Raw genomic sequence first — 18,695 nt, forward strand, 5'->3', positions numbered from 1 at the left:
TGGGTACATAGGACACGGTTGGCTCTAACCCGAAACGCCACTCACGACCCACGCGACCCAGGCGTTCCTGCCAGTTGTCGCGCGCGCACCCGTTAAGGTGAGGCGTTCACGTGGCATCAAGGGCTGGGGGGTCCGCCATGATCGACAAACGTGCCTATCACCACGGGGATCTCCGTCGTGCGCTCGTCCTCGCCGCGCGGGAGCTCCTCGTCGAACGAGGTCCGGAGGGGGTGAGCCTACGCGCGGCGGTCGCGAAAGTGGGTGCGTCCACCGCGGCGCCGTATCGGCATTTCCGTGACAAGGACGCGCTGCTGGTGGCGGTCGCGCTGGAAGGGCATGCCGGGTTGCAGGGGTGCCTGCGTGGGTGTGGTGCCGGGACGGTCACCGCGCTCGGGCGTTCCTACCTCGGCTTCGCTCTGGAGAATCCCGCGTTGTACCGCTTGATGGCGGGTGCCGGGATCGGTGACCGTGCCGCGTATCCGGAGCTGGCGGAGGCGCACCGGGCGACCTGCTCGGTGCTGGCCGATCGAGTGGGGGAGCGGAATGATCCGGACGGTTTCGCCGTCACGCTCTGGTGCCTGCTCCACGGGCTCGCCACGCTGGTGATCGACGGCCACGTCGAGCGCGATTCCGCCGTGGCGGAGGCCGAGCGGAGCCTGGGGCTCCTGGTCCATTAGCCGACGCGCGCACTGTGTGGATTTCGGGGCGTTGGACGACCAGAAATCCACACGGTCCGCGCGTGACCGGTCCGATCACGACGGGGTGTGTGGATATAGGGACATTGAACGTCCCTATATCCACACACCCGCGGTGTCTCTCACGACCCCGCGCTCAGCCGATCGACGGGATGAAGGTCGGCAACCGCCGGACCTTCGTGTCCTGCTCGAAGGCGTACGCGATCGCCAGCAGCGACGGTTCGCTGAACCGTCCGCCCATGATCGACAGGCCCAATGGCAACGGCCCGGCGTAGGCCATCGGAACGGTCATGTTGGCGTAGCCCGAAACGGCCGCCGGGCCCGACGAGTCGATCAGCAGCGCGCCGTCGCCGACACCGAGCTGCGTCTTCCACGCGGCGTTGTTCGTCGGCGCGACGATCGCGTCCAGTTTCGCGCCGCGCAGCGTTTCGTCGAGGCCGCGCCGGGCGGCGCTCGTCGCGGCTTCTCGCATCGCGCGATACGCCGGATCGTTCAGATCACCGGTGGTGGCCTGCGAACGGTCCCAGAGATTGTGGGTCCAGTACGGCATTTCGATCGCCGCGTTGTCGAGGTTGTACTGGATCAGCCCTGCCAGATCGGCGGGATGCTTGCCGCCGGTGGAGGCGAGGTAGGCGTTGATGTCGTGCTTGAACTCGGTCCGGATCGCGGGGAACTCGTTGGCCGCGATGACGTCCAGGTACGGGATGGTGATCTCGACCGTGGTAGCGCCGAGCTTCCGCAGCCTGGTCAACGCCTGCTCGAACGCCGCCTTCGTCGTGTCGTCCGGGGTGTACACCTCACGCCAGATACCGATCCGCTTCCCGCGCAAAGCGTTGGGGCGCAAGAACTTCGTGTAGTCGTCGATGGACTGCTTCGCGGCGTCGACGGTGATCGGGTCGCGGCGGTCGGCGCCGTTGAGCGCCGCGAGCAGGATCGCGGCGTCCACCACGTTGCGCGCCATCGGGCCCGCGGTGTCCTGCTGCTTCGACACCGGCACGATCCCGCTGCGGCTGACGAGCCCGAGGCTCGGCTTGACGCCCACGATGCCGTTGGCGCCGGACGGGCAGCTGATCGAACCGTCCGTTTCGGTCCCGACCGCGACGGTCGCCAGGTGCGCCGCGACGGCGACCCCCGGGCCGGACGACGAACCGCACGGGTTGCGGTCGAGGACGTAGGGGTTCGCGGTCTGGCCGGCGAGCGGGCTCCAGCCGTTCGACGAGCTGGTGGAGCGGTAGCTCGACCACTCCGAAAGGTTGGCCTTGCCGAGGATGACCGCCCCGGCCTCGCGCAGGTTCTCGACCACGCCGGCGTCACGGTAGGGGCGCGACTCCAGCAGCGCGGTCGAGCCGGCGGTGGTCGGCTGCCGGTCCGCGGTGTCGATGTTGTCCTTGAGCAGCACCGGGATGCCGTCCATGGGCCCCTTCGACCGGTGCCGGTGCCGCCGCAGGTCACTCTCCGCGGCGAGCCGCAGAGCGTCCGGGTTCGTGGAGAGCACCGCGTGCAGCGTCGGGTTCAGCTTGCGGATCCGGTGCAGGTAGAAGGCGGTCAGCTCGACCGAGGACAGCCGTCCGGAGCGCATCGCCCGCTGCAGGTCGGGGATCGTCGCCCGTTCCAGATCGATCCCGGCCACCACGGGGCGGCCGGACCGGTCCGCGGCCCATGCCGGGACGGCCGTGGTGGCGGACGCCACGGACACCATGACGAGGAACGCCGCCACGGCCGCGCCCCGTCTTTTCGAGAAATGTCTTGTCAAGGAATTCCCTCCTTGGTCGAAAGAATTCCTGAACAGTACGTGTGACGCCCCGTTTCGGAAGTGCCGGAAAAGCCCTCCATGCGGTGATTTAATCGCCTCGTGAACGCATCTCCCGGTAGGCGATCGGTCACGCAAACAGCCTGTGCCCCACGGTTTCTGCACGGGGTGACACCGGTCGCGGACGCACCGTGAGGCGATTTCCGGGATTTCGTCGGAAATATTCCGCCCGTATTCGGCCTGCCACCCGGTGCTCGCGTTGGTCGGGGATTGTTCGGGGTTCGCCGATCATCCGGCGCGGTTCGGCCGCGAGCTTTCGGCGAGCGCGGCACCGAAGGAGCGGGCGGTGCTCGTCAGCACGGTGACCGCGGAAACCGGGTCGCGGCGGGCGGGCAGGACGGCGGCGAGTGCCGCGCCGACCCGGCCGTCCGGGGTCCGGACGGCGACGGCGGCGCAGCCGAGCCCCTCGGCGATCGTCTCCGACTCCGCCGCGAACCCGGCCGCGCGGATCTCCAGCGCGTCGGTGTCCGGTTCGGCGAGCGCCGGATGATGGGCGGCGAGGAGCCGCCCGGCGGCGGTCCCGGGCGGCAGCGGGCTGCCCGGCCACACGGGGACGTCGTCGGCGGGGAGGACGGCCCCGGCCGCGACGAGCGCGCGACCTTCCCTCGGGACCACGAGCACCAGGCTCGCGCGCATCCGCGCCGAAAGCACGGGCAGCCATTCCTTGGCGAGGTCCCGCAGTTCGGGCTGCCAGTACCGCCCGAGCCGGAACACCCGCGAGCCGATCCGGTAGCCGCGGCCCGCCCGTTCGACCGCGCCCAGATCGGCCAGCTGGTCCAGAAGCCGGTGCGCGGTCGTCTTCGGGAGCCCGGTGGTCCGCACGAGCTGGGCCAGCCCGGCCTGCCCGCCGTGCTCGTTGAGTGCTTCGAGCAACGCGAACGCGCCTTCGAGCACGCCGCGTCCGCCAATGGTCTCCCGCATCGCCGCCCTTTCCCCGAAACAGGCCACACCGGAGAAGTAAAGTGCGCCCCCGGCCTGCCGGGATACGAACTTCCGGGCAGCCGATGGGGCGGTGTTCCGCTGAACGGCCCCTTCGCCGACGTGACCGACACCGCGTCGCGAACCACCCTGCCGGGTCCGGCGTCCCGGCGCGTTCCTGGCATGCTGGCAAGGTTCGCGCGAACACCACAGCTCCAGGGGGACGTCGATAATGGAGGAGATCCGCCGCCTCGCCGATCGGTTCGATCTCATCGAGCCCGTCGGCGGTGGCTCCATGGGCACCGTGTGGCGGGCGCGCGACGAGAACCTGGAGCGCACGGTCGCGGTCAAGGAACTCCTTCTGCCGCACGGCGCGGGGGAGCAGAAGGCCGACGAGGCCAAGAACCGGGCCCTGCGCGAGGCCAGGATCGCCGCACGGCTGGTGCATCCGCACGCCATCACCGTCTTCGGGGTGATCGACGAGCAGGACCGCCCGTGGATCATCATGGAGTACCTGCCCTCCACCAGCCTCGCGGAGAAGCTGCGCGAGGGGCCGATGGAGGTCGACGACGTCATCCGTCTCGGCATCCAGCTCTGCTCGGCGCTGGCGGCCGCGCACCGCGCGGGCATCGTCCACCGCGACATCAAGCCCGGCAACGTCCTGCTGGGCGACGACGACACCGTCAAGATCACCGACTTCGGGATCTCGCGGGCGATGGGCGACGTCCAGCTCACCGCGACCGGCGAGATCTCCGGGACACCGGCGTTCCTGGCGCCCGAGGTCGCCCGTGGCGAGGACGCCACGTCCGCTTCCGACGTGTTCTCGCTCGGCGCGACGCTGTACACCGCGCTCGAAGGCGGCACGCCGTACGGCACGGCGGAGAACCCGATCGCCTTGCTGTACCGCGCGTCGAGCGGCGAGATCACCCCGCCGACCAGGTCCGGGATCCTGACCCCGCTGCTGAACCGGCTTCTCGACGTCCGGCCGGACAGCAGGCCGACGATGTCCGAAACCGAACGGGAACTGCGGGCCTTGGCGGCAGGGGAGCCGACGACGCTCGTCGCGGAGGAGCCGCCGCCCAAGGCGCGCAAGGGAATGCTGATCGGCGTGCTCGCGGTGTTCCTCGTGCTCGCGGCGGCCGCCGCCGCGGCCGTGGTCGTGGTGCTCAACCGCGACGACGACGCCCCGACGGGGCAGGCCCCGCCGCCGGCTTCCCAGTCGCAATCCGCGGCCCCGACCACTTCGGAGCCTGCCTCGCCGCCGCCTTCGCCCTCCTCCGTGCCGTCATCGACGCCGCCCCCGTCCTCGTCGTCCTCGGCCGCGCCGCCGCCCGCGCAGACACCGGGGCAGGCGCTCTCGGCCTACTACGCCCTCATCCCGGGGAATCTCCAGGCGGGGTTCGCGACACTGAGCGACAACTTCAAGCAGACGAGGAACCAGAGCTTCGAGCGGTATTCGAACTACTGGCGGCAATTCAGCGCGGTGACCGTGTCGAACGTGACCGAATCCGGCACCACGGTGACGGCGACGCTCACCTACGTGCGGGCCTCCGGCGGGACCACGACGGGGCGGGAGACCTTCGTCCTGGTCCAGAAGGACGGCCGGTACCTCATCGACTCGCAGCGGGCAGGTTGAGTTTCCCGGCGAGGCGCTGAAGCCAGGCCTCGACCTCCTCGGGGGAGCGGTCCGGGAGACCGAAGATCGTCTCGGTGACGCCGGCCGCTTCCAGTTCGGCCAGCTTTTCCGGATCCGGGCGGACGCCGAGCGCCGAGATCTCCGGCTCCCCGGCACGGCCCTCTTCGTGCCAGATTTCGCGCAGCCGCCGCGCTTTGTCCTCGATGTCCGTGTCGCCGGGTGTGGTGAGCCACCCGTCGGCCGACTTCGCGATCCAGCGGAACGTCTTCTCCGTCGCGCCCGCGCCGACGATCACCGGGATATGCGCCTGGGCCGGTTTCGGCCAGGCCCAGCTCGCACCGAACGAGACGAACTCGCCCGCGTAGGAGGCTTCGTCCTGCGTCCAGAGCGCGCGCATCGCTTCGAGGTACTCGCGCAGCACGGTCCGGCGTTTGCCGCCGGGGACGCCGTGATCGGCCAGTTCGTCGACGTTCCAGCCGAAGCCGACGCCGAGCGTGACCCGCCCGGCCGAGAGATGGTCGAGGCTGGCGATGGTCTTCGCCAGCGTGATCGGATCACTCTCGACCGGGAGGGCCACCGCCGTCGCGAGCCGGATCCGCGTGGTCACCGAGGCCGCCGTGGCCAAGGCGACCCATGGGTCCAGCGTTCGCAGGTAGCGGTCGTCCGGGAGCGACGAGTCGCCGGTGCGTGGGTGCGGAGCCTCCCGTTTGACCGGGATGTGCGTGTGTTCGGGTACGTGGAAGGCGTCGAAGCCGGCGGCTTCGGCCGCCCGCGCGGCCGAAGCCGGACTGATCCCCCGGTCACTGGTGAACAGCACAATCCCGTGTCTCACAGGCGGTCACGTTATTAGAACGTGTTTCAGTTCGCAACCGTGGCGTGCAGCGTGACCGGCAGGGCGTTCAGCCGCCAGGTGCCCGGGTCCGGGATCCGCAGGAGGCCGTCGGCGAGCGCGAGATCGGGGAACCTGCGCAGCAGCGCGGTGAGTGCGACCTCGACCTGAACCCTGGCCAGCGAAGCGCCGAGGCAGAAATGCGGCCCGTGGGCGAAGGCGAGATGCCACGCCGGTCCCGCCGCGCGGCGGATGTCGAAGACGTCCGGTTCGGGGAACGCCCTCGGGTCCCGGTTCGCCGCGGCGATCGCGACGGTAACAGGTTCTCCTTCGGGGATGAGGACGTCGCCGATCCGGACGTCCGTGGTGGCGAACCGGGGGAGCGTCAGCAACTGCGGGCTCTGCCAGCGCATCACCTCCTCGACGGCGCCGGGCATGAGCGTCGGATCATCACGGAGCTCGGCCAGCTGTTCGGGGTGGGAAAGCAGGATTTCGACGGCGTTGGCGATGAGATTGCCGGGTACCTGGCCGCCCAGTGCGAGTTGCCAGACCAGTGCGACCAGTTCGGTTTCGCTGAGCCTGTCGCCGTCTTCGGCCTGGATTCTGAGCAGTTGCGAGAGGACGTCCTCGGCCGGTTCGAGCTTCCGCTTCGCGATGGCGGCGAGTGCGCCCTCGACGATGCCGGGGACCGCCTTCGCGAGCCCTGCCCCGTCGCCGGCCGAGACCAGGGCGCCGTACTCGCGCCAGCGAGGACGGTCGACCTCGGGGATGCCGACCAGTGCGCAGATCACGTCCACCGGAAGCGGGCGCGCGAACGCGGTGACCAGATCGATCCGGTCTTTCCCGGTGAGCTCGTCGAGGAGCGTTTCGACGAGCCGCTCGATCCCCTCGCGGAGCGCGGCGGCCTTGCGCGGGGTGAACGCGGGGGCGACCAGGCGCCGGAGCCGGAGGTGCTCCGGGCCCTCGACCTCCTGCATCGTCCGCATGTACGGGCGGCAGTGGTCGGGGATGTCCATGCGCTGATAGCTGTTCGCGCTCAGGGCGAAACGCGGGTCGCTCAGCATCTTCCGTGCCTCTTCGTGGCGCAGGACCGCCCACATCGAGAACCCCGGCGCGGAGAGTTTGGCGATCGGGGAGCGCTCACGGACGGGGGCGTAGGCGGTGAACGGGTCGCGCAGGACCTCGGGGTCGGTCAGGAGGATCTCGGGAACTTCGGACAAAGTGGCTCTCCCAGTTCGGATGCTCAATTCAGATGTTCTCATCATCTGAATGGTCAAGGTATCTTGATCCGGGTCCGAGAGCAATCGTGCTGGCTGACGGGAGGCCGATGGTCCGGCTGAGCAGGGCGGAGACGCAGGAGCGCAATCGCGCGAAGGTGCTGGCCGCCGCGCGCGACGAGTTCGCGGAACAGGGCTTCCGGGATGCCAAGATCGACGTCATCGCCGAACGGGCGGAGCTCACCCGCGGGGCGGTCTACTCCAACTTCCCGGGGAAACGCGCGCTGTACTTCGCCGTCCTCGCCGAGCTGGCCGAACAGTCCGCCGGAGCGCCGCACGCCGTGCCCGGCGAGACGCTCGAAGGTGCGCTGGGTGCGCTGGCCCGGGCCCGGGTGGCGGCGTTTCCCCTGGACGACGAGCAGGCGGGTCTGGTCCGCGACCTGATGCCGGAGGTGCTCGCGGACGAGCACGTCCGGCGCCCGTTCGCCCAGCTGGTGAAGCTCAACGGACTGCTGCTCGGGCTCGCGCTGGAGCGGCTCGACCCGCCGGAGCGGCCGGCGGGATCGCCGATCCCTCGTCGGGTCCGGCTCGCCGAGACCGTGCTGATCTCGCTGCACGGCGCCGGCCAGCTGGCGGTCACCGCGCCGGGGCTCGTCGAGCCCTTCGATGTCGTGAGCGCCTGCGAGCGGCTGGCGGGGATGGTCTTCAACGACTGGTGGGCGCCGCCGGTGATCGTCCCCACGGCGCAGGCCGCCGACCGGCCGTGGTCACCGCCCGGGGCCGTCGACCTCGTGCGCGCGGAATCCTTCGTACCCGGCGACGGCGTGGTCGTCGTGCTGGGCACGCACCGGCTGGCCGCCGCGGAGGAGGCCGTCCGGGCCTCGGGCCGCGACGTCACCGTCGTCGCCGTGACCAGCGATCCCGCCGAGCTCGTGCCGCTGACGCGGCTGATCGTCGCGGAGGTGTGCGGCGGTCTGCGGCAGGCGTTCCCGGGATCGTCGTGGCCGGGAGTGCGCGTGGTGTGCGACGCGACCGGGACGCTGGCGGCCGCGGCGGGGGTGCTCGCGGTCAGTGACGAGACCGAGGTCGCGATCCGGGTCGAGCGGGGCCGGATCGTCGCCACCGCGGACGGGCGCGGCGCGGGATACGCCGTCTCGGGCGAAGTGTCCCGTGTGGACAGCGCCTAGACCGTGTCGGTGTGGCGGATCCGGTACACCTGCAGGCGAAGCCCGTAGTACTTGTCGGTTTCCCCGACCCAGACCATGTCGAGCCGTTTCGCGGTCGCGATGGCACGCGTGTTGTTGGGCCGGGCGACCGCGAAGAGTTCGTCCGTGTCCTGGGTGAACGCCCAGCCGATCAGCGCGCGGGCTGCCTCGGAGGCGTAGCCCTCGCCCCAGGCGTCCGGGTGCAGCTGCCAGCTGATCTCCAGGTCCTCTTCGTACGGTGGCAGCAGATGGATGCCCAGCCCGCCGACGACCATGCCGTCTTCCTTGCGCTGCACCGCCCATCTCCCGCGCGGCGGCACGAGGTTCGGCTGCGCCTGCTGCCAGGCCTGCAGGACCGAACGCATGGCCGCCTCGTCGGTCACCCGGTCCATCGCCGGGGTGAGCCAACGGGTCACGTCGGTGGTGCCGTAGATCGCCAGCGCGGCTTCGGCGTCGTCCTCGGACCAATCACGGACGACGAGCCTTTCGGTGGTCAAGTCCATAACAGAACGTTACGCGCACGAACGGGGCCATGGGGTGTCCGGATCATGACAACTCGGCAACCCGCGTACCTTGGGTTCATGCGCGCCGACGCCTCGACCACACCCGAACAGGCCTGCCCGATCGCCCCGGTGGTCGACCTCGTCTTCAGCCGCTGGACCACGCCGATCCTGTGGGCGCTCAACGAGTTCGGCAGGCAGCGGTTCGTCGAACTCGAGCGGCGCATCGGCTCGATCACGCCGAAGGTGCTGACGCAACGGTTGCGGCAGCTGGAACGCGACGGTCTGATCACCCGGACCTATCACGCCGAGGTGCCGCCCCGGGTCGAGTACGAGATCAGCGACCTCGGGCGGAGTCTGGCGCCGCTGTTCGCGACCCTCGCGGACTGGTCGACGGAGAACCTGCCGAAGGTGGAAGAGGCTCGGTCGGCTTACGACTCGGGTAGCTGAGCGGCTGTTGGTGTCCGGGCCCGCTTCGGGGTCGGGCGGACGCGTTGCGAAAGCCACTTTCGCAACCTTGAACGTTGCGAAAGTGGCTTTCGCAACCCCTCGGGTCAAGGCCGGCACCCAGCGGGTCCGGCGAGTCACCAGGACACGGTTGGCTCTAGCGACCAAAAACACTCACGAGGCGACACCTGCGACCGAACGGCCGCTCCCCGTAGCCGACCGGGAGGTGAAGGCTCCTTTCGTCGCATCAGACTCGGTGAAGGGAGCCTTCAGCCCACCACTCCGCTAGTGCCTACTGACGCAGGTTGGATCAGCCGCAGCCGCCCTCCGCGTAGGTACTTAGGCACCCTTGGCTCTAACCGTCCTGAACACTCACGGGCCCAGTGCCAAACCAACCCTTATTTGACCGATCGGTCCAGATGTGGTTAAGCTCCTGTCGTGTCCCGGGTGAAGGAATTCGACGTCGACGCGGCCTGCGAAGCCGCGCTGGAACTGTTCTGGCGGCAAGGCTATGAAGCCACCTCCGTCAGTGACCTGGTCGCCGAGCTCGGCATCGGCAAGGCGAGCCTGTATGCGACCTTCGGTACCAAGCACGAGCTGTACCTGACGGCCTTGAATCGCTACATCGCCCGGGGCAACGAGCGGTTCGTCGAGGACTTCGCCGGGCCGGGGCCGGCGCTCGCGGGAGTGCGGCGGCTCATCGACCGCTATCTCGCCGAAATCCTGGGCGAATCGGGGCGCAAAGGCTGTTTCGTGGTCAACGCCGCCATGGAGATGATGCCGAAGGATCCCGAGGTCGTGCGGGTGATCGAGCGCAGCTGGGACGCGCTCGAGCTGGCGGTGCGGATGGCGTTGAGCCGTGCGAAGGCGCAGGGCGAGCTCGACGCCACCGCCGATCCTGAAGAGCTGGCGGGCTTCCTGCTCACCGTCCTGCAGGGCATGCGGGTACTGGGCAAGGGGCCCGATCCCGCGGCGCGGGTCAAGGCGACGGCGAGGCAGGCCATCGCAGTTCTCGAAGCCGCTCGCAAGCATTGATAATGGAACGATCGGACCAGAAAGTGGTAACCACTGTGGGGAAGCGATTCAGCGGCAAGGTCGTCCTGGTAACCGGGGGAGGATCCGGGATCGGGCGCGCCACGGCGGCGGCCTTCGCGCGCGAAGGTGCTCAGGTCGTCGTTTCCGGGAGAGACGGCGAGAAGCTGCGTCAGACCGTGAAGGAGATCGAGGCGGACGGCGGGACGGCCGACGCGGTGACCGCGGACGTGAGTGTCGGCTCCGAGGTCGAGCGTCTCGTCGCCGAGACCGTGCGGAAACACGGCAAACTCGACATCGCGTTCAACAACGCCGGCATCCTCGGCAGTCCCGCGCCGACGGCGGATCTCGACGAAGACGGTTTCGACGCCGTCGTTCGGACGAACCTCACCGGCACCTGGCTGTCCATGAAGCACGAGATCGCCCAGATGCGTAAGGGTGGCGGGGGAGCCATCGTCAACATGTCGTCCAACATCGGATCGCACAGCCGGCTGCCGGGTATGGCCGCGTACGCCGCTTCGAAGGCCGCCGTGGACGTGCTGACCCGCACCGCCGCCCGCGACCACATCGCCGAGGACATCCGGATCAACGCGGTCAGCCCGGGCGCCACCGACACCGATATGTCGTTCCGGCCCGGTGAATCCGAGGCCGACCGCGCCGCCCGGCTCGGCGCGGTCATCCCGCTCGGCCGGATCGGCGCGGTCGAGGAGATCGCCGCGGCGGTCCTGTGGCTGGCGTCGGACGAGGCGGCGTATGTCGTAGGACACGACATCGTCCTCGACGGCGGCGCCAGCGCGTGAACCTCAGCGGCGCGAGGGCAGCAGTTCCTGCATCTTCGTCTTGATGCCCTGTGTCAACAGGTGCCAGGCGTCGGGTTCGCCCTTGAGGACGGCTTCGGTCATCGACTTCACCTGCTCGAAGGTGGCGTGCGGCGGAATGGGCGGCACCTCGGGATCGCAGCGGACGTCGAGCACGGTCGGCACGTCGGCCGACAGCGCGACGTCCCACGCCTCGCCGAGCCGGGCGGGATCGTCGACGGCGATCCCGCCGAGGCCGATCTCCAGCGCGAAGTCCGAATAGGACACTTCCGGCAGGGTCTGCGACGGCTCGAACTTCGGCGCGCCGCCCATCGCGCGCAGTTCCCAGGTGACCTGGTTCAGATCCCCGTTGTGGAACACGCAGATGACACAGCGCGGGTCCGTCCACAGTTCGCGGTACCGGGCGATGGTCAGCAGTTCCGCCATCCCGTTCATCTGCATCGCGCCGTCGCCGACCAGTGCGATCACCGGCCGGTCGGGATGGGCGAACTTCGCGCCGATCGCGTAGGGGACACCGGAACCCATCGTCGCGAGGGTCCCGGAAAGCGTGCCCCGCATGCGGCCGCGCATCCGGAGATTCCTGGCGTACCAGTTGGTGGCCGAACCGGAGTCGGCGGTGACGATGGCGTCCTCGGGGATCCGCTCGGACAGTTCGTGCACGATCCGCATCGGGTTGACCGGTTCCGCGTCCAGCATCGCCTGGCGGGTCAGCGTCTCCTGCCACTCGCCGACGTTCTTCTCGATCCGCTCGCGCCAGCCGTGCTCGGTTTTCCCTGCCAGCAACGGGATCAGCTGCTGCAGGGTGCCCTTCGCGTCGCCGAGGAGATTGACCTCGGTCGGATAGCGCAGCCCGAGGAACCGGGGATCGATGTCGATCTGGACGCCCCGCGCCTGGCCGAATTCCGGCAGGAACTGCGCGTACGGCATGTTCGAGCCGACGATCAGGAGCGTGTCGCAGTCCCGCATCATCTCGTACGTCGGCCGCGTGCCGAGCAGTCCGATGGAGCCGGTGACGTACGGCAGGTCGTCGGACAGGACGTCCTTGCCCAGCAACGCTTTCGCCACTCCGGCACCGGTCAGCTCGGCGACCTCGCGCAGTTCGGTGACGGCGTTGCGCGCGCCCTGGCCGACCAGGATCGCGACCTTCTCGCCCGCGTTCAGCACCTCCGCGGCGCGGGCGATCTCGTCCGAGGGCGGGATGACGCTGGCCCGCGGGTGGTCGGGCGGGGAGGACGGCACGTGCTTGAACTCGTGCTGCGGCGGCTGATAGGTCTCCTCCTGCAGATCCGCCGGAATGATGAGCGCCGTGGGCGCGCGCTGGGCGATGGCGGTGCGCAGGGCGCGGTCGAGGGCGTTCGGCAGCTGCTCGGGAACGTTGACCTCGACGAGGTACTCGCTCGCGACGTCCTTGAACAACGCCTGCAGGTCCACCTCCTGCTGGTAGCTGCCGCCCATCGCGCTGCGCGCCGTCTGCCCGACGATCGCCACCACCGGCACGTGGTCGAGTTTGGCGTCGTAGAGGCCGTTGAGCAGGTGGATCGCCCCGGGTCCGGACGTCGCCATGCAGACGCCGGGCCGTCCGCTCAGCTTCGCGTATCCGACGGCGGCGAACGCCGCCATCTCCTCGTGGCGCGTCTGCACGAAACGTGGCTTGTTCTCCGCCGCGCCGAACGCGGTCACCAGCCCGTTGATGCCGTCGCCGGGATAGGCGAAGACCTGCTCCACGTCCCATTCGCGCAGCCTGGTCAGAACATGGTCCGCAACGGTTTCGCTCATGGGCGCCGGATACCGCCCCTCCGCGCCGGCTAAACGTCCTCGAGGATCTTGGTGACCCCCGCGACGACGTCCGGATGTCCGAGCGGCAGCGGCGGCGGGACCCGGTTGTAGGGCTCACCGGTGCTGTGGGGCAGCACGGCCACCGCGGTCCCGGCGGAACGCACCCGTTCGGCCAGCTCGGAGGACTCGTCCGGTACCGGGTCGACCAGCAGGACGTGGGCCGCCGCGCCGGGATGGCGTTCGGCCAGCCGCAGCGCGTCCGCGGCCGAACCGCCGGCGGCCACCACGTCGATCGGCGGGCCGCCGGGTTCCGCGTCGCCGAGGACGTCTTCGGCCTGGCTGAGCGCGCCGTCGACGGGCAGCCTGCACCAGATGATCTGGCGCTGGGCCGCGAGCGGCCGCCACGTCGCCGGGAGTTCACCGTGGTTGCCCTCGCCGGCCGGGTCGAGGACCAGCAGCTTCGCCCCTTCGTCGCCGCCGTCGGTGACGACCGAGGGGCCTTCGGCGCGGACGGGATCGGATTCGGCGGTCATGGTCGTCTCCTCTAGCAGTTCGTGCGGGGGAGTTCGGGGGAATCCGTGTCCAGCGGCACCGAACCCGAGCGGACTAGTCCTAATTGGACGGTCTGCCGTTTCGTCACCGCGTCCAGCGCCCAGTCGGTGGCGGTCCGCAGCCGGTTGCCGGGCATGGCCAGCAGGTGGTAGCCGCGGGTGACCGCCTTCGCGGCGAATCCGGAAAGCGGGATGTGCAAGGGATTCGCGGCCGCCTGATGCGCGCCGAGGTCGACGACGAAGCCGAGATCGTGGTGCCGGTAAGTGCCGTGCGACCCGTGGCCGAGGGAAGCCGCCACGTTCTTGCCCGCGAGTTTGCCCTGCCGTTCGGCGTGCTGGGCGGTCATCGGCGTGTACTCGCCGGGCCGGGTCAGATCCGGCACGGCCGCCGCGTCCCCGCACGCGTAGACATCGCGCCGTCCGGGGACGTTCAGCTGCGCCGTCACGACCAGCCTGCCCTTGGCGGTCTTCAAGCCCAGGTCCTCGATCAGCGGATCCGGCCGGACGCCGACGCACCACACCAGGGTGTGGGTCGGCACGGATTCACCGGAGGTCAGGGTGACCCCGTCCTGCCCGGCGTTCTCGATCGACGTCTTCATCAGCACCTCGACGCCGCGTGCGCGCAACACCTCGTCCGCGGTGGTGCCGAGCCGCCGGTCGAGTTCCGGCAGCACCCGGTCGGCGAGATCCAGCAGGAGCCACCGGATCTTCTGTTCCTTCAGTTCGGGATGCCGGGCGGCGAGCGCGGCGGTGAAGGCCGGACCCTGCGCGGCGACCTCCGTGCCGGTGTAGCCGGCGCCGACCACGACGAACGTACAGCGCGCGTCGCGTTCGGCCGGATCCTTCGCGGAGGCGGCGAGCTCTATCTGCCGGGTGATGTGGTCCCGCAGGTACAGGGCTTCGGGCAGCCCGCGGAAACCGTGGGCGTATTCCGGTACGCCCGGGATCGGCAACAGCTTGTTGACACTGCCCGCGGCGAGCACCAGGCGGTCGTAGCCGAGGTGATGCTCACGGTCCTCGGGGTCGACGTAACTCACGCTACGGGCGTCGAAGTCGACGGATTTGGCGGTGCCGAGCACGAGACGCACCCCGCGCAGCGTGCCGGGGATGGACACCGAGATCCGGCGCGGTTCCAAGATGCCGGCGGCGACCTCGGGCAGCAGGGGGAGATAGAGGAAGTAGTCGGTCGGGTTCAGCACCACGATCTCGGTGTCGTCGCCGACCGACTTGAGCAGCGTCTTCGCCGCGTTGTACCCGGCGAAGCCACCTCCGATGATCACAACGCGCATCGTCAGTCCTCCGTGGGCCAGTCGCCGGTCGCCTTGCGGTAGCCGACCGCGCCGGCCCGTTCCGTGGCCGCCTTCACCGCGCCGAAGATCGCGCCCTGCGCGGCGGCCGCGACGATCACCTGGGTCCAGGTGAAGTCGCGGTCGGTGGCGTTCGGCGCGTCCTCCTCACCGCTCACGCGTTTCCAGATCTGTTTGAACGCGATCCCGGCGAGGACACCGCCCGCGGCGCTCACGACCATGTTCAGCGGTTTGTAGAGAACCTTGTTCACGACGCAGACCTCTTTCGCAGGATCAGCCGGATGGTGACGAGCAACGCGAGCACACCGGCGAAGATCGGTACGGGGTTGGCACGGACGATTTCGGTGCCCTGGCGGAACTTTTCGGCCGCGGGCTCGGAAACCTTGTCGGAGATCGCGGCGCTGGCCTGATCGACCTTCGCGTCGAGGTTGTCGTTCACCCTCGCCTTGACGTCCATCTTCTTGCCCAGCGCGTCGAGGGTCTCGGTGAGTTCTTCGCGCGTCACGTCGCGATCGGCGCGGGCTTCTTCGGCGTTCTTGGGGAAGTCGGTCATGAGCGCACTCCCTGCTTCACGGTGTCGACATCGTCACGGACACCCTCGATGGCTTCTTCCGGCACCGGCGGGGTCGCGCTCGTGACCTCCTTCTTGCCGACGATGGCGGAAAGGCCACCGATCAGCAGGAGCGCCGCGCCGGTCACCACGGCCGCCAGCCACGCGGGCATGACCAAAGCGAGGGCCAGGACCACGGCGGCGATCAGGGTCGCCAGGCCGAAGAGCGCGAAAACGCCGGCCGCGCCGAACAATCCGGCGCCGACTCCCATCTTCTTCCCCTTGCCCTGCAACTCGAACACGGCCAGCCGCATCTCGTCGCGGACCAGGTGCTTGACCTCGTCACTGAGATCGGAAACCAGTTCGCCGACCGACCTGTCCTCGGGCGGCTTCCGGTGGGTCTCTTCGATCATGGGGCACCTCCTCGGAGTGTTCTGCCCGCCGGGTACCCGGCCGTCCGCCGGGTCAATCACAGCGTGTTTCGCTCCACTGAGCGCCGGGTAGCCGGGGAGTGCCGGCTCGAAAAGCACCCAACCGACAGGAGGATGCATGAGCACGATCACCGAAATGGTGGACGTCGAAGTCCCGGTGAAGACCGCGTACAACCAGTGGACTCAGTTCGAGAGCTTCCCGCAGTTCATGGAAGGTGTCGAAGAGATCCGTCAGATCGACGCGACCCACACCCACTGGGTGACCAAATTCGGTGGGGTGAGCCGGGAATTCGACGCGACGATCACCGAGCAACATCCCGACGAACGTGTCGCGTGGACGTCGGACTCCGGTCCCGACCACGCGGGCGTCATCACCTTCCATCGCCTCGACGACAACAAGACCCGTGTCACGGCGCAGATGGAGATCGACCCGGAAGGCTTCGCCGAGAACGTCGCCGACAAACTCGGCGTACTCGACCGCCGGATCAAGGGCGACATGAAGCGGTTCAAGGAATTCATCGAGAGCCGCGGCCGCGAATCCGGCGCGTGGCGCGGTGACGTGGACCGCCCCGGCAGCTGACCACCGCCCGGGATCCTCCCCTGGAAGGCGGCGTTTTCCAGGGGGAGGTCCCGGGTATCTCATGGGGTGAGGTCCATTACGAAGGGAGCGTTCCGGCATGACTACCAACGCATACGTGGCCTTCCTCGTCATCGGGGTGGCGCTGGTCATGCTCGACGGTCTGATCATCTACCAGAGCGGTAAACGCTACCTGCGGGGTTCCCACGGGGATCCGGCCGCGGGCGCGTCCATGACGTGGCTCGTGACGGTGCTGTTCCACCTCGCGACGTTGGGCGTCTTGGCGCTGCTGTCGACCATCGACATCGGGGGCAGCGACCTGCCCGGTGTGGTGGGCAGGCTAGGCGTTCTGCTGCTGGTGCTGGCCATCGCCCATGCGATCACGCTCAGCGTGCTTTCGCGGATCCGTGGTGAGCAGGAGGCCGAAGCGGTCATCAACCGTCCCCGGCAGCGCGTCGAGCCCGAACAGCAGGGCACGACGGTGACTCCGGTTCCCGGGCAGGACGGTCGTTACCCGACGGCGAGCCCGTCGATCGAACACCAGGCGCCGTACACGACGCCGTAGAAGTCGAGTGCTGGCAGGAGGTTTCGCCGTGCACGAGATCGATGACGAACTGTGGGAAGAGTTCCACCGCGTGGTGAACATGACCTCGCGGGAACTGGCCGACTGGCTGCGCACGCGGTCGGCCGACGACGAGGACGAGGCACTGCCGGATCAGGCGGGTACGCCGACCGGGCGGCATGTGCTGGGCATCCTCGGCAAGCGCCGGACCGACCTCACCGCCGAGGACGAACGCGTGATGCGCTCGGTCGTCCGCCGAGTGGGGGACGAGCGGCGGGACGATCTGGAACCGGTCGCGGGCCAGGCGCATTGGCGGCACAAGCTGATGTCGATGGGGCACGACCCGCTGAAACCCGCTTGATCCTTGTACGTGAAGGCCCCCTTCACTGCGCTGGACGCAGTGAAGGGGGCCTTCACGTGTGCTTGGAGCCGGAACACGCGTGATCAGAGCCGGATCACGCGGGATTGGGGGCGGAACAGAGAGTTCCGCCCCCAATCACGCGTGTGCGGTCTTCAATCACGCATGATCGCCGTTCGGTGCTATTCCGAGAGCTTCCCGCGCAGCTGTTCCAGCGTCTGCGACAGGAGTCGTGAGACGTGCATCTGCGAGATGCCGATCCGTTCCGCGATCTGCGTCTGGGTGTAGCCGCCGAAGAACCGCATGACGAGGATCGCGCGTTCGCGCTTCGGGAGTTCCCGCAGCAGCGGTTGCAGCGCCTCGTGGGTCTCCACCAGGGCCATGTCGTGGTCCTCCTCGCCGATCGTGTCGGCGAGCGAGAGGGCCTCGGTGGCGTTGTCGTGGACCGGCTTGTCGACCGACAACGTCTGGTACGCCTGGCCGGCCAGCAAACCTTCGCGCACGTCGTTGACCTCGAGACCGAGGTATTCGGCGAGTTCGGTCGGCGTCGGCGCGCGGCCGAGCCGCTGGGACAGCGCGGCCGTGCCCTGGCTGAGCGAGACGTGGAGTTCCTTGAGCCGCCTCGGCACGCGGACCGACCAGCCGGTGTCCCGGAAGTGACGCCGGACCTCGCCCATCACCGTGGGCACGGCGAACGAGAGGAAGTCGTGCCCACGGCCGGGGTCGAACCGGTCGACCGCGTTGATCAGGCCGATCCGCGCCACCTGAACCAGGTCCTCGCGGGGTTCGCCCCGGCCGGAGAACCTGGTGGCGATGTGCTCGGCCAGCGGCAGGAGCTCGGTGACGAGCCGGGCACGCAGATCTTGGCGGCGCGGAGAGCCCTCCGGCAGTGACGACAACTCCTCGAAAAGAGGCTCGCAGTGGGCGTAGTCGTCAGCCTGCCGGGTGAGTGTCTTGCGCTCGCCACTCACCCGTCGCTCGTTCCCGGGGTCAGGACGAGCTCGATGGTCGTCGTGCCCCCCAGTTCGCCGGGGATCGGTTCGCAGCGTGCGGTCACCGACCCGGTCAAGGTCGTCAAGACGTGCCAGCCGAAGGTCGTCTCGCTCGGCAGATAGGGCTTGCTCGTCCTCGTCGAGATCGAGACGGCGATTCCTTCCGGTATCTGGTGAAAGACACAACAAAGAACGGCTCCCAGTTCTGCGGGCTGGACGAGTTGGGAACAGGCTTCGTCGACGGCCATCTTCGCGTCTGAAATGGCGTCCAAGCCGAAGTCCGCGCGCGCCACCACACCGTGGGTGAGCGTGCGGACGAGGGGGATCTGCTCCGCCTCGGCGGGCAGGCGGAGTTCGACCCGGTCGGACACGCCGTCCGACTGGGATCGGGTCTGCGGGGTCAGGCCACCCCGCCCGTATGCGTCCATTACGAAATCCATCCGTCCTTGGCCGTGGGATGACCGCGACGGGGATCCGCCGCGCG

General features: G+C 69.0%; 22 protein-coding genes. 9 read left to right on the top strand and 13 right to left on the bottom strand.

Translation table 11 applies throughout. The features are described 5' to 3' along the window. The first annotated feature begins 137 nt into the window (after positions 1-137). Positions 138-677 carry a TetR/AcrR family transcriptional regulator gene (locus AVR91_RS16840; protein WP_063276219.1) on the top strand — a complete coding sequence of 180 codons (540 nt, stop codon included), beginning with the start codon at positions 138-140 and terminating at the stop codon, positions 675-677. A gap of 154 nt (positions 678-831) precedes the next feature. On the opposite strand, the gene AVR91_RS16845 is transcribed toward AVR91_RS16840, so the two are convergent. Further along, positions 832-2,394: an amidase gene (locus tag AVR91_RS16845; protein ID WP_063276264.1), complete on the bottom strand. Its 1,563-nt coding sequence runs from the start codon at positions 2,392-2,394 to the stop codon at positions 832-834. A 339-nt stretch (positions 2,395-2,733) separates the two neighbouring features. Next, positions 2,734-3,426: an IclR family transcriptional regulator gene (locus tag AVR91_RS16850; protein WP_063276218.1), complete on the bottom strand. Its 693-nt coding sequence runs from the start codon at positions 3,424-3,426 to the stop codon at positions 2,734-2,736. 229 nt (positions 3,427-3,655) lie between these two features. Between AVR91_RS16850 and AVR91_RS16855 the strand changes: the two genes are divergently transcribed. Beyond that, complete coding sequence (locus tag AVR91_RS16855; RefSeq protein ID WP_083737606.1) at positions 3,656-5,059, top strand: serine/threonine-protein kinase; 1,404 nt, start codon at positions 3,656-3,658, stop codon at positions 5,057-5,059. Here AVR91_RS16855 and AVR91_RS16860 read toward each other — a convergent pair. Further along, complete coding sequence (locus AVR91_RS16860; protein WP_063276216.1) at positions 5,034-5,891, bottom strand: LLM class F420-dependent oxidoreductase; 858 nt, start codon at positions 5,889-5,891, stop codon at positions 5,034-5,036. The genes AVR91_RS16855 and AVR91_RS16860 overlap by 26 nt on opposite strands. 26 nt (positions 5,892-5,917) lie before the next feature. Beyond that, positions 5,918-7,108, bottom strand: coding sequence for a cytochrome P450 family protein (locus AVR91_RS16865; protein ID WP_083737608.1), 1,191 nt, complete (start codon positions 7,106-7,108; stop codon positions 5,918-5,920). Between the two features lie 107 nt (positions 7,109-7,215). On the opposite strand from AVR91_RS16865, the gene AVR91_RS16870 reads away from it, so the two are divergent. Further along, positions 7,216-8,292: a TetR/AcrR family transcriptional regulator gene (locus AVR91_RS16870; protein ID WP_063276215.1), complete on the top strand. Its 1,077-nt coding sequence runs from the start codon at positions 7,216-7,218 to the stop codon at positions 8,290-8,292. Here the strand turns inward: AVR91_RS16870 and AVR91_RS16875 are convergent. Continuing rightward, positions 8,289-8,813 (bottom strand): GNAT family N-acetyltransferase, encoded by a 525-nt coding sequence (locus AVR91_RS16875; protein ID WP_063276214.1) that lies wholly within the window; start codon positions 8,811-8,813, stop codon positions 8,289-8,291. The two genes, AVR91_RS16870 and AVR91_RS16875, sit on opposite strands and share 4 nt — an antisense overlap. Positions 8,814-8,891: 78 nt before the next feature. Here AVR91_RS16875 and AVR91_RS16880 point away from each other — a divergent pair, with 78 nt between their 5' ends. From AVR91_RS16880 to AVR91_RS16890, 3 genes are all read left to right on the top strand, one after another. After that, positions 8,892-9,260, top strand: a complete 369-nt coding sequence (locus AVR91_RS16880; protein WP_063276213.1) for a winged helix-turn-helix transcriptional regulator — start codon at positions 8,892-8,894, stop codon at positions 9,258-9,260. A 435-nt stretch (positions 9,261-9,695) separates the two neighbouring features. Then, positions 9,696-10,292 (top strand): TetR/AcrR family transcriptional regulator, encoded by a 597-nt coding sequence (locus AVR91_RS16885; protein WP_063272062.1) that lies wholly within the window; start codon positions 9,696-9,698, stop codon positions 10,290-10,292. 35 nt (positions 10,293-10,327) lie between these two features. Then, positions 10,328-11,089 carry a glucose 1-dehydrogenase gene (locus AVR91_RS16890; RefSeq protein WP_063272063.1) on the top strand — a complete coding sequence of 254 codons (762 nt, stop codon included), beginning with the start codon at positions 10,328-10,330 and terminating at the stop codon, positions 11,087-11,089. A gap of 3 nt (positions 11,090-11,092) precedes the next feature. Here the strand turns inward: AVR91_RS16890 and AVR91_RS16895 are convergent, their stop codons facing one another. The 6 genes from AVR91_RS16895 to AVR91_RS16920 are packed head-to-tail and all read right to left on the bottom strand — an operon-like array spanning position 11,093 to position 15,704. Next, positions 11,093-12,883, bottom strand: coding sequence for a thiamine pyrophosphate-requiring protein (locus AVR91_RS16895; RefSeq protein ID WP_063272064.1), 1,791 nt, complete (start codon positions 12,881-12,883; stop codon positions 11,093-11,095). Positions 12,884-12,912: 29 nt separating this feature from the next. Further along, entirely contained in the window at positions 12,913-13,416 is a 504-nt protein-coding gene (locus AVR91_RS16900; RefSeq protein ID WP_063272065.1) for a hypothetical protein, read from the bottom strand. Positions 13,417-13,427: 11 nt separating this feature from the next. Beyond that, positions 13,428-14,723, bottom strand: coding sequence for an NAD(P)/FAD-dependent oxidoreductase (locus AVR91_RS16905; protein WP_063272066.1), 1,296 nt, complete (start codon positions 14,721-14,723; stop codon positions 13,428-13,430). Between the two features lie 2 nt (positions 14,724-14,725). Next, the gene (locus tag AVR91_RS16910; RefSeq protein ID WP_007030245.1) at positions 14,726-14,992 is read right to left on the bottom strand and encodes a DUF4235 domain-containing protein; all 267 of its coding nucleotides are present in this window, start codon (positions 14,990-14,992) and stop codon (positions 14,726-14,728) included. After that, the gene (locus AVR91_RS16915) at positions 14,989-15,294 is read right to left on the bottom strand and encodes a DUF3618 domain-containing protein (RefSeq protein ID WP_063272067.1); all 306 of its coding nucleotides are present in this window, start codon (positions 15,292-15,294) and stop codon (positions 14,989-14,991) included. Before AVR91_RS16915 ends, AVR91_RS16910 begins: the two co-directional genes overlap by 4 nt. After that, positions 15,291-15,704 (bottom strand): phage holin family protein, encoded by a 414-nt coding sequence (locus tag AVR91_RS16920; protein ID WP_063272068.1) that lies wholly within the window; start codon positions 15,702-15,704, stop codon positions 15,291-15,293. Before AVR91_RS16920 ends, AVR91_RS16915 begins: the two co-directional genes overlap by 4 nt. Positions 15,705-15,840: 136 nt before the next feature. Between AVR91_RS16920 and AVR91_RS16925 the strand changes: the two genes are divergently transcribed. The 3 genes from AVR91_RS16925 (at position 15,841) to AVR91_RS16935 (ending at position 17,222) form a co-directional block, all read left to right on the top strand. Next, complete coding sequence (locus AVR91_RS16925) at positions 15,841-16,302, top strand: SRPBCC family protein (RefSeq protein WP_037344283.1); 462 nt, start codon at positions 15,841-15,843, stop codon at positions 16,300-16,302. A 97-nt stretch (positions 16,303-16,399) separates the two neighbouring features. Next, positions 16,400-16,864 carry a hypothetical protein gene (locus AVR91_RS16930; protein ID WP_063272069.1) on the top strand — a complete coding sequence of 155 codons (465 nt, stop codon included), beginning with the start codon at positions 16,400-16,402 and terminating at the stop codon, positions 16,862-16,864. A gap of 28 nt (positions 16,865-16,892) precedes the next feature. Then, a complete protein-coding gene (locus AVR91_RS16935; RefSeq protein WP_063272089.1) occupies positions 16,893-17,222 on the top strand; it encodes a DUF3140 domain-containing protein in 330 nt (109 codons plus the stop codon). Between the two features lie 179 nt (positions 17,223-17,401). Here AVR91_RS16935 and AVR91_RS16940 read toward each other — a convergent pair whose 3' ends face one another. Together AVR91_RS16940 and AVR91_RS16945 are read right to left on the bottom strand one after the other, a co-directional pair. Continuing rightward, positions 17,402-18,190 carry a SigB/SigF/SigG family RNA polymerase sigma factor gene (locus tag AVR91_RS16940; RefSeq protein WP_063272070.1) on the bottom strand — a complete coding sequence of 263 codons (789 nt, stop codon included), beginning with the start codon at positions 18,188-18,190 and terminating at the stop codon, positions 17,402-17,404. After that, positions 18,187-18,639 carry an ATP-binding protein gene (locus tag AVR91_RS16945; protein ID WP_063272071.1) on the bottom strand — a complete coding sequence of 151 codons (453 nt, stop codon included), beginning with the start codon at positions 18,637-18,639 and terminating at the stop codon, positions 18,187-18,189. Before AVR91_RS16945 ends, AVR91_RS16940 begins: the two co-directional genes overlap by 4 nt. Positions 18,640-18,695: the final 56 nt, after the last annotated feature.

The sequence above is a fragment of the Amycolatopsis keratiniphila subsp. keratiniphila genome (assembly GCF_001620365.2).
Classification (GTDB): Bacteria; Actinomycetota; Actinomycetes; order Mycobacteriales; family Pseudonocardiaceae; genus Amycolatopsis; species Amycolatopsis keratiniphila.

Coding starts and splice junctions, on each gene's coding strand:
- AVR91_RS16840 (WP_063276219.1), top strand. CDS start 138: ATGATCGACAAACGTGCCTATCACCACGGGGATCTCCGTCGTGCGCTC.
- AVR91_RS16845 (WP_063276264.1), bottom strand. CDS start 2,394: ATGGTGTCCGTGGCGTCCGCCACCACGGCCGTCCCGGCATGGGCCGCG.
- AVR91_RS16850 (WP_063276218.1), bottom strand. CDS start 3,426: ATGCGGGAGACCATTGGCGGACGCGGCGTGCTCGAAGGCGCGTTCGCG.
- AVR91_RS16855 (WP_083737606.1), top strand. CDS start 3,656: ATGGAGGAGATCCGCCGCCTCGCCGATCGGTTCGATCTCATCGAGCCC.
- AVR91_RS16870 (WP_063276215.1), top strand. CDS start 7,216: ATGGTCCGGCTGAGCAGGGCGGAGACGCAGGAGCGCAATCGCGCGAAG.
- AVR91_RS16875 (WP_063276214.1), bottom strand. CDS start 8,813: ATGGACTTGACCACCGAAAGGCTCGTCGTCCGTGATTGGTCCGAGGAC.
- AVR91_RS16880 (WP_063276213.1), top strand. CDS start 8,892: ATGCGCGCCGACGCCTCGACCACACCCGAACAGGCCTGCCCGATCGCC.
- AVR91_RS16895 (WP_063272064.1), bottom strand. CDS start 12,883: ATGAGCGAAACCGTTGCGGACCATGTTCTGACCAGGCTGCGCGAATGG.
- AVR91_RS16900 (WP_063272065.1), bottom strand. CDS start 13,416: ATGACCGCCGAATCCGATCCCGTCCGCGCCGAAGGCCCCTCGGTCGTC.
- AVR91_RS16905 (WP_063272066.1), bottom strand. CDS start 14,723: ATGCGCGTTGTGATCATCGGAGGTGGCTTCGCCGGGTACAACGCGGCG.
- AVR91_RS16915 (WP_063272067.1), bottom strand. CDS start 15,294: ATGACCGACTTCCCCAAGAACGCCGAAGAAGCCCGCGCCGATCGCGAC.
- AVR91_RS16920 (WP_063272068.1), bottom strand. CDS start 15,704: ATGATCGAAGAGACCCACCGGAAGCCGCCCGAGGACAGGTCGGTCGGC.
- AVR91_RS16925 (WP_037344283.1), top strand. CDS start 15,841: ATGAGCACGATCACCGAAATGGTGGACGTCGAAGTCCCGGTGAAGACC.
- AVR91_RS16930 (WP_063272069.1), top strand. CDS start 16,400: ATGACTACCAACGCATACGTGGCCTTCCTCGTCATCGGGGTGGCGCTG.
- AVR91_RS16945 (WP_063272071.1), bottom strand. CDS start 18,639: ATGGACGCATACGGGCGGGGTGGCCTGACCCCGCAGACCCGATCCCAG.